We start from the raw sequence: 13,041 nt of genomic DNA on the forward strand, positions 1-13,041 counted from the left end.
AAGCCTCACTCGAACACAATGGTACTGCTGTGCCTTTGGCCATCACCTCAGCACATTCAAGTAACCGGATATGCGCTTCCCTGCTGCCAGTTCAACCACGTAGAAGTAAACACCGTCGGGTACATTCTCTGCACGCCAATCGTTTTGATAGGCCGGTGAGCGGTACACGATAAGTCCCCAGCGATCGAACACGGTAACGCTCGGCCAATTCGCTCCACCAATGATCTGGAATGCATCGTTGACACCATCTTGGTTGGGAGTGAGAACGTTGGGGACGACGACTTCGGTGTTCGGTGTTTCGGATATGCTGTCCGGCCCGAAGCGCAAGTGGTCGATCAGGATGTTTCCAAGATACCTTGGCGGTGCGATGTACCAGGCTTCCAGTATCAACGAATTGCACGGCTCAATGGTCGGTTGCAAGTCAAGGTTGTAGGTTTCCCACTCAGTGTTCGGCACTGAGTCAATGACCTGGAGAAGTTCGATGCGGTCGCAATCCAAGCCACCGCACCACACCCTGAGCTTCACCGGATTTCCAGTGGACAGCCATTCTCCCCAATACTCAAACCCCGCCGTAGACGACATGGCGAGGTCCACTCGATAAGCATACACCGAATCCACAGCAAGAGGTGATTGCAGGAATGCAGCGGCGTCTTCAGTAGTATTCGGGAGGGGGCCTGGTAGGCCACGTGTTACGAGCATCATGTACGTGGAACCGTGGGATGCAACGGTGTTGCAGTTCCAGTTGCCCGGATTCGTATCGGGAGTGCTTGCAGGATGGCACGGGAACCAACCGGGCGGAGCGATGCCCGCTTGCGGAGTTCCTTCGAACGATGGGTTCGACACTTGCTGCGCCCATGCGCAGAATGGCAAAAGAGCGATCGCCACCAAAATGATGCTGCGACCAGAACGAGACATTGGAATACGCACGTGGTCCTTTGCGGATCCGATCATGGCTCGCCGGAAGTCACTCGAACACAATAGTACCCGTGTACCGCTGCTCGCCATCGCCCAACTCCACATGGTAGATGCCCTTGGCTTGGGCGCGCACATCCAGCTTCAGGCCGGTGTCTGTGAATTCCAACGGCACACGCTGCACCAGTTGGCCGGTGTTGTCGTACACGCTCAGCACCAGATCATCGGTGGCGCTCAGGCTCTGCGGCAGGTCTATGGTGCACAGGCCGTTGTTGGGGTTGGCGTAGATGTGCAGGGCGTTGTTCTCGGCACCGCGGAACGGGGTAATGCCGGTAACCTGATCCAGCTTGGCAATGAGCACGTCCCGGTAACCGTAGGAGGTGAAGGAGGAATCACCCAACGTAACCGTGCCATTGGCCTGGTCTTCTGAGAAGTACAGGCCGAGGTACAGACCGTTGGTGGTAGGCAGTACGGTGCTCCCGTTCAGGCGACCACTCCCATCCGTGAACACTCCAAGACAGGTCCCATCTGCGGCGTGCTTGCTCACGAAAACTTCCCGAATGTTCGCGACCTCGAAAGGGATACCATCCCAATCACTGGTCCCGGGCCAAGCATAGCCCGTTGCATAGAACCCACCGCCCGGTTCTGAGGCCACCGACTCGCACATCACACCGCCTGGTGCGTGGAACGCTTTTGCTTCCACCACTTGACCGGAGGTATCGTGTGCGGCGATGAACATGCTCCATACCGCTGGTGTTGTGCTGAGCAGCGTATCGTTATCAAAGAACGCAGAATCATTGAAAAGGCCGCCAATGACGGGAGCACCAAGCCCATCGGTCGTCAACACTTGGCCATTGAACATTAGACCGCAACCGATGCCGGACCGCTTGAGCCATTGGAAATCACCAGTTCCAGTATTCAGGCGGGTCAAGAAATAGCCCTTCTCCGCTTCCTCTCCGACTAGCGTGATCGTGTCAACTGAAATGGTGTCAGATACATCGAGATCGTAAGCAGATAGCGCATAGGTAAAGGCTCCGCGGCTGGCGAGAAACACGGGATACACGCCTTGGTCGTATTCTTGAACGAAAGGCCGCGCCCACAAAGGGCCGCCATCCAAGTCGAACCCAGCAAGAAAAGAACCAAACGGAAAGGCTTGACCGTTCACATAGGTTGTTGTGTATTGGGTAGTGGAACCGCTCACGACCAGCTGCCCCTGAGCGCTCAAAGCAATAGACCGCATGAAACACTGGGATCCGAACAAGTCAGTGCCCGAGGTGGCCACGTTCTTCGCCCAAACACAGGCGCCATCGTACGTCCACCGGGAGAGCATGGCCGCTGCGAACGCGCCCGCAGCGATGCCAACAGTGTCCAATTGACAACTTCCTTGATAAGTGCCCACAACGTAGAGCGCTTGTGATGTGGTATCCACGACCATATCGATCAGCCCAGCGCCTCCAGGCGAAACGCAGCTCTTCAGCCATACCAACGACCCATTCGGGTCGTATTTGGCGATGAATGAATCGGCATTGCCCGAAACAGTGTCGCCGTCAACGTAGCAATTGTTGTGGCTGATAGGAAAAGGGTTGCCTTGTGTGTCTCCAGCGTAATTGACCAGGACATAAAAGTTGCCTTGGTCATCTTCGGCCGAAACTCGACCAAAGTCCATCCCTTGCCCGCCGATGTGCCTTAGCCATTGAAACTCTTGCGCTAACGTGGGTGCTGCCAGCAGCAGCCAAGCCCCAACGGCAGGGAGAATGTCGATGTGCGTTCTCATTGTTTGACAAGAGTTCGTTCTACGGTATGGTTACCTGTGCTGAGATGCATGACGTAAGTGCCCGGTGCGAGCGCCGACAGGTCGATCTGGAAGCGCAATCCGGATACTGAACTGCGCAGCACTACATGACCGGTCGCGTCCACTAGAAGGTAGGTGATCTCTGTAGCCTCCGCATCCGTGGTGCGCACTAAGCACGTTACGATCCCATTGGTCGGGTTGGGGTGAATGTCCACTGTAAACTCCTCGACCGGTAACGCGAACTGTAATTGCATCTGCCGAGGCGCAACGCGTTCGCGCGCCACAAGATGCGCATTCGACCCGGTCGCTGATTTTAGATCAGCATCGTACACCTCATCGCAGGTGAAGAAAACCGGTTCGGTGTAGATGTGCGTTTCGCTACCCTGCGCGGCATGGAACTCAGCGGTGAGGTAAACTTCATACCGCGCTTTCAGGTCGGAGGTGCCATCGATGACCACACCGGTTGTAGTAAAGGATGCCAAGGCATCGAAGTGCTCTGTAGTTCCTTGGGCTACATATTCGTTCTCCACCACACGGTCAATACGCGGCTGCAGGGTGTTCACTTCGTAGGTGTCGCCTTGTTCGAAATGTCCGTTCACTTGCACCTGCTCTGTGGCGTGGCCGGCGATCTTGATGTCTTGAATGGTCCAGTCACTCATACCGGATCCGTCCAATGGGTTACCGTTGTTGTTGACCAGTAATCCTGGTCTTGGGTCTAACGCTCGAAGCTCAAACCACCCATCGTTATCGGTGTAGGTCACGTAGGCCCTGATCTGAGGAACGAGGTTGTTGTTGATGTCCAGCCCCATATGCGTCGAGTTATTCGCATGCACCACCGCCCCTGCAATGGGTTCGCCGGTAGCAGCATCCACCACCCGCCCGGTAAGCGTGCCGTACTGATTTGGCGAGCCGGGCACGTTCGGGTTGTCGTACGTGATGTTATTGGGCGGGTGCATGTACTGATTGTAGTACCGCTCGTTCATGTCCAAGGTAGGTGGTATGGCGCCGAAGGGCGCGTAGGCGGGCGGGTTAGTGGCCCAATCGGCCATGGTTTGCGCTGCCTGCTTACGCGAGCCTTCCCCCCCAGTGGTGCCTGGAGCGGGGTTGCTCACGGGGTCACCGAAGCGCAGGATGCCGAAGTAGCGTTCCTTCCATGTGTTGAGCGGCTTGGTGTTGACATTGTTGACGTCCGGCTCAGGCAGCCAATGCATGTTCATGTAGATCCACCAGCCGTATCCCGCACAGCGGCTGTCCCGGATGCCAGCGAAGGTGGCTTCGAGGAAATCGTTCTGGTGGGTTTCATCGCCCCAGCAGGTCATGGGATATCCGATGAGCGGGTTGGGGGTGGTACTGCATTGCACGAAGGGATCCTCGCCGGAGAAGCCGGTTTCCGTGACGATGTATGGTTTGCGCAGGTGCGCATCGTAGAACTTGAACATGTTGCTGTAGCGCTCTGTGGCCGCCGCGAGGAAGGTCGCGGGATCCTGTTGCCACTCCCACTCATCCATGAGCGGATAGACGTGGATGGTGGCAAAATCGACATCGAGGAGCATGGGATCCCAGCCTTCGTACATAACGTCCGTATGGTACACCGAGCCGATGGTGACCAGATGGTCCGGGTCGTGGATGCGCACTGCGTTGGACCAGGAATGCGCCAGCTCGCAGATCTGAGCCTTCGTGTGCTGGCTGCCCATGCCTTGATCAGCGAACGTGGGTTCGCCATAGAACTCGTAGGCCAGCAGATTGTGGACTTGATGGGCGGCCAGGAATTGGGCGAGCGCCTCCAAGAAGGCAATGTGGTCCAGGTTCACGGCGTCATTCGGGAAGCACCTGACCAACTCAGGGCCGAGCACCGGCTCTACGATGACCTTCATGCCGAGCGTATTGGCCAAACTGCACACGGCCAAGATGGTGTTGAAGTGGAACCACACCACGGGATTGGTGTTCAGGTCCGGGTCGTAAGGCGGGTCCATGTTCTTTGCTATCCCTCCCTGGCCCGATGGATGGTACTTGGCCGATAGGTTGAACCCCGCAACGCCTTCCTTCTTCGTGGCATTGCTCACGAAGCGAACGGTGTTGAACCCTTGGGCCTTCATTTCCGACATGTCCTGCAAGAACGCCTGTTGACTTTGGACGGGAGGGTAGTTGTACCAGCCAACGCAAGACCACAGGCTCGAACGACCGAAGCGCAAGGTTCCTACCTCCAAAGCCGTAGGGTCTGCTGGGAACATTCCTTCAGTTCCTTGATAGAAATAATCCACGTAGTAGTTCATGACCATGGGATAGAATGGATCCCCATGCTCGTCGATGAACTGGTCGCCTTGCAGATGGATGTAACCCAACTGCGCGCTTGCCCCTGTAGGGAGCAGGGCCGCCGTGATCAGTATCACCACAGAGCCGTACCGGAGGCGAGCGGGCAGTTTCATCGCTGCCTGGCTTCAACTTGTTCCATCCGCAGATCCATTGCGCGCAAGCGCTCCTCCAACTGCAGGATGTACAACGCCTGCTCCTCCACGGTGCGCACCAGCCGTAGTTGCAGGTCGCCGACCTCAATACCACCTTCAGCTTCGACATCCGCACCCCTGGGCATTGTCGGGAGGTGGTGGTTCGGTGCGATGTACTCCCGGAGTTTGTCCATTGGCATCATCTCGTAGCGCGGGTCGAAGACATAGTCTTGGAAAGCAGTGATGGTGACTTTGATGTCCCGCGCCATGATGCCTCCCTCCACGTAAAGCTGGTACAGGCTGCTGGAATTGTTCGGTGGTGATGTGCCGATGCCCACTTTTCCATTGCTATCAACCCTGATGCGCTGCACCCCGTTCGTCTTGATGTTCAGCGGCATGTTGTTCGTGGTGCCGATGAACTCATCCACAGCGATGGCATTGCCGCACAATAGCCACGGGTATTGGTTCGGGCAACCAAGGCCGTTGATCCTGCCTGGGTAGGGGTCGCCTGGGCCACCAAGGATCTTCATTACGCCGGTGGAGTCCGCAACCACCAAACGGTATCCAGCAGGAAACGCCAGTGAGTTCAGTTGCACATCGCCATCAGTCTGCAGTCGCACCCGTTCCTGCCCATCAGTCTTGAATGATAGGTCCTTGTTATCGGTAGTGCCGATGAACTGCGTAGCCGGATTGGTGCCCGCATTGCCGCCCATGGTCCAATCGGTGCGCTCGGGCTGGGTTAGCTGGTAGGTGGGCGAGGTGAAGACGCAGCCGTTGGCATCGGTGATGGTGAAGGAGTAGTTGTCGGCACCCACGCCGGTGCGGTTCTGTTGGGTATTGCCGTCGTTCCACACCTGCGTGTACGGGGTTTTGCCGCCAGTGCGCGTAACGGTGATGCTGCCGTTGAAGGCATTGAAGAGGCTTACGTTGTAGCCGTTGCCGTACTCGTAGAGCGTGGCGTAGGCCGTAAGGGCCATTGGCTCAGTGAGGGTGGTTTGAAGGGTTTTGCTGTTGTTGGCGGCGTCGGTGATGCGCACAGAGTAGTAACCTGCCGTCAACCCGCTGATGTCCTCGGTGGTGGCGTTGTTGCTCCACTCGAAGGCGTACGGCGGAGTGCCGCCTGTCGGTGTTAAGTTGATGGACCCGTTGTTGCCGCCCTTACAACTGATGTTGCTGCCGTTGAAGTTCGAAAGGGTAAGAGTGCCGTTGAGTGCTTGGCCTTGGGCGGCCACGGCAGCAAGGGCACAGCAGGAAAGAAGAACAGAACGCATGACAGGATGGGTTAGGTGGAAAACGCCGATCCAACTGAACGGACTCTCACAGAACGTGATGTGAATCTACGCGCGACCCGGTCGAATTGGCGCGAGAACATGAGCCACTGTTGAAAAGTCGTGGGACGAATACAGCCCATGGTAGGGAGGGCGATCAACCATTAGGATCAGGTCCGCAGCGCTGATCACCTTTGCCGGCCCGATGCATCCCTTCACCGATCCCCGGCTCACGCGCGACACGCAGGACCTGTACCCTGTGCGCTCGTCGATCCTGAAGGCGGTGAACGCCGCTAAGCCACGCTTCCAAGGTTCATTGCTCGACATCGGTTGCGGCGTGATGCCGTACCGCGACTTGCTCATGCAACAACCTTCGGGCATCACCAAGTACATCGGCATGGACCTCGGCAGTCAGGGCATCTACAAGAAGGTGCCGCCGGACCTGGAATGGGACGGCCGCACCGCGCCGCTCGCCAATGCCAGTGTGGACCACGCCATGGCCATCGAGGTTTTGGAGCACTGCCCGGAACCGCTCGTGGTGTTGCGTGAAGCGCACCGCGTGATGCGGTCAGGAGGCACGTTCTTCTTCACCGTCCCCTTCCTCTGGCCGCTGCACGATGTGCCTTACGACGAGCATCGCTACACGCCCTTTGCCATGGAGCGCATGTTGAAGGAAGCGGGCTTCAAGGATGTGGTGGTGACGCCGCACGGCGGATGGAACGCGAGCCTGGCGCAGATGATCGGTCTGTGGGTGTCGCGAAAGCCGATGAGCAAGCGCCGTCGTTCCCTGCTCAAACACATCACCTTCCCGATCGTGAAACATCTGCTGCGCAACGACCAGGTCGGCAACCTTGCGCACGGCCCGATGATCACCGGTCTTTCCGGTACCGCGGTGAAGTAGGGTTTGATCACGGATGAACATGGATAGAAGTTCCACTCTCCATCGCGCGGTTGGCCTTTATCCGTGTTCATCCGTGTTCATCCGTGGATGTATTTCATGCGCATCCGTGGTTGATCGTCCATGAGCACGCTCCGCACCGTCATCGTTTCGCCCAACCGCGACGCCTGGAGCGAGACCTTCATCCGCGCGCACATCGAACGGTTGCCAGGTGAACACCTCGTCCTCACCGATGGCTTCCTGCCAAAGCGATATGAAGACGGCAGCGCCATCATGGACATCCACGGCTTCGCCAAGTTCATGCGCAGCATTCGGTTGCGTTCGGGCAGCACTTGGGACCGTGAGCATGCCAAGAGCGTCCTCGCCGTCGTAAAGGCCTACGCCCCGGAAGTAGTGCTGGCGGAATACGGCCCCACAGGCTCCGCAATGTTGCCGATCTGCCGCCGGTTGGGAATTCCAATGGTTGTCCATTTCCACGGCGTCGATGCCTTCAGCACGAAACTGCTGGACGAACAGGACAACTACCGCGCGGTGCTGAGCGAAGCCGCAGCCATCATTGCCGTGAGCCGCGAGATGGAGGAGCAGTTGCTCTCGCTCGGGGCACCGCGCGAACGGCTGCATTACAACTGCTACGGCATCGACATCGAGCGCTTCGCCGTGGGCGCTCCTGCCCGTGCGCCGAAGCAGTTCGTTGCCATTGGCCGGTTCGTGGAGAAGAAGGCCCCTTTGCTCACGTTGCGCGCTTTCCATCAGGCTTGGCTGAAGGACACGGAGATCCGGCTGACCATCATCGGCGATGGACCCTTGAAAGCGGAGTGCGAAGCGTTCGTTCAAGCCAACGGGCTGGCACAGGCCGTGACGTTCACGGGTGTGCTTGCCCACACGGAAGTAGCGAACATCCTGCGAGGCGCGCGGGCCTTCGTCCAGCACAGCATCGTCAGCGGCGACAACGACCACGAAGGCACTCCACTGGCCGTGCTGGAAGCCATGGCCACCGGCATTCCGGTCATTGCAACGCGGCACGCAGGCATTCCGGATGTGGTGCACGATGGCGTGCATGGCCTGCTCTGCGCCGAGCACGATGTGGAAACCATGGCGTTGAACATGCTCGCGCTGGCCGCTGATGCCGCCTTGGCCGGTCGTATGGGTGCCGATGGTCGCGCCAACGTGGAAGCGCACTACACCATGCGGCACACCATCGAGGGTTTGCAACGCATCCTGCTGGGCGTTGCACGGTGAAGCTGGCGGCTAGTTTCGCCCTGATCCGATCGCCATGCGCTTGGCAACCTTCACGCACTACGCCGAGCTCTACGGCGCCAACCGCAGCTTGCTCGAGGTGCTCTTGGAATTGCGGGCACAAGGCATGCTGCAGCCGCTGGTGGTGGTCCCGAAAGAGGGCCCATTGACCGCTCGACTGGAAGAGGAAGGGGTGCCGTACCTCATTGCGCCGTTCGAGCCCTGGATGAGCGAACGTTACTACGGGGGTCGGCTCCATCACATGGTCGGTCAATGGCTGCGGCATACGCGCGCGGCCAGTGCGCGGAAACGCAAGAGCTTGCAGGCACTGAACGATGTGCTGCCGAGGCTCCGCGAATGGAAGCCGGATGTCGTGCACAGCAACAGTCTTGCGGTGAGCATCGGCTGGCGTGCAGCAGCGGCGCTGGGCAAGCCGCATGTGTGGCACGCGCGCGAATTCCCCGAGCAGCACTACGGGCTCACCCACGATGCTGGTCGATCGGCCTATTCGAAAGCGCTGCGTTCCGCCGCCCGCGTTGTTGCCATTTCGCAGGCGCTGAAGGATGATCTCCTGCGGTTCGGCCTGGATGCGTCGCGCATCGATGTGGTCCCGAACGGTGTGTTCAGGAGCACCACGTACGCGGGCCTTTCCACACGGCCGCGCCAACCGGACCCGGGGCATTTCACCTTCTTCCAGATGGGTTTGCTGCACCCGAGCAAAGGCCAGACGGAAACCGTGGAAGCCCTTGCGCTCGTGCGGAAGGAATTCCCCGAAGCGCGGCTCATCATCGCAGGAACAGGTCGCGACAAGGCCTTGCGTGCCGCCATTGTCCGCACCGGTCAGCAGGGTGCCGTGCAGCTCGCGGGTTTTGTTGATGACCCCATCAGTGCAATGCTCCGCTGCGATGCGTTCATCTCCGCTTCGCGCTGGGAAGCGTTCGGTCGTGCAATGGTGGAAGCCATGGCCTGCAGGCTTCCTGTGATCGGCCACGCCAGCGGTGGCACGCCCGAGGTGGTGCAGGACGGCGTGAACGGCCATCTCTTCAGCCGCGATTCCCGCGACCTGTCGCAAGCCATGCTGAAGTTGTTGCGCGACCGTGAAGGCGCACGGACAATGGGCGAACGCGCGCATCTTTCGGCGCGGGAGCGCTTCACCGTTGAAGCCAGTGCTGCAGCTTTCGCACGATCATTGGAGCAAGCCCGGAACGCATGAGCACGCTGCCCCGCATCACCGTCATCACGCCCAGCTTCCAGCAGGCGCGTTACCTGGAGGAGTGCATCCTCTCGGTTGCGGACCAGGGCTATCCGGATGTGGAGCACATCGTGGTGGACGGCGGTAGCACGGACGGCAGCCGTGATGTGCTGGTGAAGCACGCGGCCAAGTTGAAGTGGTGGTGCTGCGAGAAGGACAACGGCCAGAGCGACGCCATCAACAAGGGCTTGGCACATGGCACCGGACAGGTCTTCACGTGGGTGAACAGCGACGACTCTTTGACACCGGGCGCCTTGAAGAAAGTGGGGGAGGCCTTTGCGGCCGATGCTTCCTTGCGCGTCTTCGGCGGCCGCGTTATCCACAGCGACAAGCACGGGCACCGGGTCTTCGATCGGTTGAACGATGCCGATGATGCTGCGCGTTTGTTCAGCGATCCCGTCATCAACCAGCCGGCCACGTACTACAAGACGGACGTGGTGCGTGCCATCGGTGGTGTTGACGCGGCATTGCGGTACGTCATGGACGTTGAGCTGTGGTGGCAGCACGTGCTGCGCAACGGCACCCAGCACATGCGCTTCGATCCGGTGGAGCTGGCCGTGTTCCGTTTGCACGATGCCAGCAAGACCATCACCAGCCACGAACGGTTCCTGGATGAGATGGCCACCTTGCTGCACGATCTCTGCGTGGGCACCGCACAAGGCGAACTGGCCGACATCTTCCCCCTCGGCCATCGCATGGTCGAAGGTTTGCGCGGGCTTCCCGCTGACGTGAAGCACAAGGACATCGTGCGCCGCATGGCCGTCACCTTCCTGCTCAAGTGGCACGGCACCATCCACCGCCACGACGACTTCCGCATGATGAAGGCGTTGTTGAAGCTGAAGCCTTGGGCCACCACGGAGCTTACGCCAGATCAGGAACTACGTGTGCAGCAGCTGCGCAAACAGTTGCTCGTGCCGTCGTGGAACCTCTTCCGCACGCGCCGCAAGCTGCGCAGTCTGTTGCGATGAAGGTTTCGGTCCTCATGCCGGTGTACAACAAGGCGCCTTTCGTGAAGGAAGCCATCAACAGTGTCCTGCAAGGCAGTTTCCAGGACTTCGAGATCGTGTGCGTGGACGACAAGAGCACGGACAACAGCCTGGACGTGCTGCGCGGGATCGGTGATCCGCGCATCCGCATCATCGAACTGCCGAAGAACCTCGGGCCCGCTGGTGCGGCCAACCGATGCTTGGACGAAGCGCGAGGCGCGTACTTGGTCCGCTTGGATGCGGACGACCTGGCCGTGACCGATCGCCTCGCGAAGCAGGTGGCTTTCATGGACGCACATCAGGATATCGTTGCCAGTGGAGGCCACTTGCAGTTGTTCGGAGCACGCGACCGCCTGTGGAAGTTCCCCATTGGGCACGATGACTGCGTGGCCAATCTGCTGTTCGGAGTGCCGGTAAGCCAGGGCGCGAGCATCATGCGACGCTCGGTGATCGAGCAGCATGGATTGCGCTACGATCCATCGTGGCCGCGCGTTGGCGAGGACTGGTTGTTCTGGTTGCGCGTGTCGCGCGTGGGCCGCTTCGGCAACCTCGATGAAGCCATGACCCTCTACCGGCGGGGCGCGCAGAACATCAGTCACGGGCGCGACAAGTCCGAGGACTTCGCCGATATCACGCGGCGCGCTTTCGCCTTCTTCGGGCTGCCACTGACGGAAGAACAGCTCGAACTGCACCTGCTCGCGGGCAAGATCTTCAGGCGAACTCCTGACGCCGCCATGGTGAAGGCTCTTCGGGCATGGTTGAATGAACTGCTCGAACTCAACGCTGAACGCGGGCTCTTTCCCCCGGCCGCCTTCAAGCACCGCCTGGAAACAGCTTGGGACGAGCTCTTCCATTTCCTGGCGGACCGCAGCGCCGGTGCGGCCATGGCCCACCTGCGCATCTCCGGGCGTTGGCCGCTGGACCGCTTGAGCTACCTGCTCAAGCGCCGCGCGAAAGCGATCTTGCGGCGCTGAGCCCACGCCAAGTCGGTCCCGAAGGATCGGGATGAGCAGATGAAACACATGCCCAAAGAACTCTGGTTGTTCACGGTGAGCTATCCGTACGGAACGAACGAAGCGTTCCTGACCAACGAGCTGCCCGTGCTGGCCAAGCGGTTCGACAAAGTGGTTCTGTTCCCCCTACTGGGCAAGGGCGAAGCGAACCCGCTGCCGCCGAACGTGGAGGTGCGGCACATCCTGGGAGATCCGTACCGTGCTGCCTCGTTTGGTGAGGTGTTCGGTCATTCCGGTGCGTTCTGGAAGTTGCTGCGGACCAGCATTGCTTCCGCACCGTCGTTCGGAGCGGTGCGGCGCCGGTGGCCCGATCTGCGAAGCCGATCACGGCAAGCCTTGGCGCGTGCGATCGCGTTGAAGAAGGAGCTCGGCGCTGCCTACGACCCGCGGCACGTTGTGCTTTACTCGTTCTGGACGGCGGACTGGGCCACGGCGCTCGGGCTGTGGAAGTGCATGGATCCGCGCGTGCGTTTCCGCAGCCGCATGATGGGCTTCGACATGTATGCGCACCGGGCCAAGGAGGGTTGGCAGATGTTCCAGCGCTTCCAGGTGCAACAGGCGGAAGGCCTGCATCCGATCAGCGGGGATGGCCTAGGTAACATGGTGAAGGCACATCCGGGGCATGCAGGCAAGTTCGCGCTGAGCTACTTGGCCACGGCCGATCGTGGCGTTGCACCATGGCAGCCTGCTGATGTACTTCGTGTGGTGTCGTGCAGCAACTTGGTGGAGCTGAAGCGCGTGCACCTGATCGCGGAAGCCTTGTGCACGTGCAAGGTGCCGGTGCAATGGACGCATTTCGGCGACGGCCCGGAGCGCGCGAAGGTTGAAACTGTGCTGGCAGCCGCTCCCGCGCATGTGAAGGCAACACTGATGGGCAGCAGGCCGAATGCTGAAGTGATCGCTTGGTACCAGCAGCACCCGGTGGATGTGTTCATCCACCTGAGCCGCACGGAAGGTGGCGCGCCGGTGGCGTTGCAAGAAGCGGCCAGTTTCGGCATACCGCTCATCGGTGCTGATGCGGGCGGGGTTAGGGAGGTGGTGGGTGAACACACCGGGGTGTTGTTGCCCAATGCAGTGGACATTGCGGAAGTCGCGCGTTTGCTGGAAGGGTGGAAGAACGGGCCTCGGTATTCCGAGCGCGCGCGCGCTGGTGTGCGCGCAGCGTGGCGCGCGCGCTTCGATGCGGAAGTGGTGTACAATGCGTTCGCAGACATTCTGTTGAAGACTTGATGCCCCCGCA

At 59.8% G+C, this 13,041-nt stretch carries 10 protein-coding genes; 6 read left to right on the forward strand and 4 right to left on the reverse strand.

Features of this window, described 5'->3' with window-relative positions; translation table 11 throughout:
* Nucleotides 1-42 precede the first annotated feature (42 nt).
* The 4 genes from IPJ76_14230 to IPJ76_14245 are packed head-to-tail and all read right to left on the reverse strand — an operon-like array spanning nt 43 to nt 6,419.
* Nucleotides 43-951: a gliding motility-associated C-terminal domain-containing protein gene (locus IPJ76_14230; protein QQR85749.1), complete on the reverse strand. Its 909-nt coding sequence runs from the start codon at nt 949-951 to the stop codon at nt 43-45.
* A gap of 13 nt (nt 952-964) precedes the next feature.
* Nucleotides 965-2,686, reverse strand: coding sequence for a T9SS type A sorting domain-containing protein (locus IPJ76_14235; GenBank protein ID QQR85750.1), 1,722 nt, complete (start codon nt 2,684-2,686; stop codon nt 965-967).
* A complete protein-coding gene (locus IPJ76_14240) occupies nt 2,683-5,130 on the reverse strand; it encodes a cellulase family glycosylhydrolase (protein QQR85751.1) in 2,448 nt (815 codons plus the stop codon). Before IPJ76_14240 ends, IPJ76_14235 begins: the two co-directional genes overlap by 4 nt.
* On the reverse strand, nt 5,127-6,419 hold the full coding sequence (locus IPJ76_14245) for a SprB repeat-containing protein (protein ID QQR85752.1): 1,293 nt from the start codon (nt 6,417-6,419) through the stop codon (nt 5,127-5,129). The genes IPJ76_14240 and IPJ76_14245 overlap by 4 nt, the downstream gene beginning before the upstream one ends.
* Nucleotides 6,420-6,621: 202 nt before the next feature.
* Here IPJ76_14245 and IPJ76_14250 point away from each other — a divergent pair, with 202 nt between their 5' ends.
* The 6 genes from IPJ76_14250 to IPJ76_14275 all read left to right on the forward strand — a co-directional run bounded on the left by IPJ76_14250 (nt 6,622) and on the right by IPJ76_14275 (nt 13,031).
* Entirely contained in the window at nt 6,622-7,317 is a 696-nt protein-coding gene (locus tag IPJ76_14250) for a class I SAM-dependent methyltransferase (GenBank protein ID QQR85753.1), read from the forward strand.
* 120 nt (nt 7,318-7,437) lie between these two features.
* Nucleotides 7,438-8,553, forward strand: coding sequence for a glycosyltransferase (locus tag IPJ76_14255; GenBank protein QQR85754.1), 1,116 nt, complete (start codon nt 7,438-7,440; stop codon nt 8,551-8,553).
* A 34-nt stretch (nt 8,554-8,587) separates the two neighbouring features.
* Nucleotides 8,588-9,763, forward strand: a complete 1,176-nt coding sequence (locus IPJ76_14260; protein QQR85755.1) for a glycosyltransferase family 4 protein — start codon at nt 8,588-8,590, stop codon at nt 9,761-9,763.
* Complete coding sequence (locus tag IPJ76_14265; protein ID QQR85756.1) at nt 9,760-10,770, forward strand: glycosyltransferase; 1,011 nt, start codon at nt 9,760-9,762, stop codon at nt 10,768-10,770. The genes IPJ76_14260 and IPJ76_14265 overlap by 4 nt, the downstream gene beginning before the upstream one ends.
* Nucleotides 10,767-11,762, forward strand: coding sequence for a glycosyltransferase family 2 protein (locus IPJ76_14270; protein ID QQR85757.1), 996 nt, complete (start codon nt 10,767-10,769; stop codon nt 11,760-11,762). The genes IPJ76_14265 and IPJ76_14270 overlap by 4 nt, the downstream gene beginning before the upstream one ends.
* A gap of 48 nt (nt 11,763-11,810) precedes the next feature.
* Nucleotides 11,811-13,031, forward strand: a complete 1,221-nt coding sequence (locus IPJ76_14275; protein ID QQR85758.1) for a glycosyltransferase — start codon at nt 11,811-11,813, stop codon at nt 13,029-13,031.
* Nucleotides 13,032-13,041 lie beyond the last annotated feature (10 nt).

The organism is Flavobacteriales bacterium (assembly GCA_016699575.1).
GTDB lineage: Bacteria > Bacteroidota > Bacteroidia > Flavobacteriales_F > PHOS-HE28 > PHOS-HE28.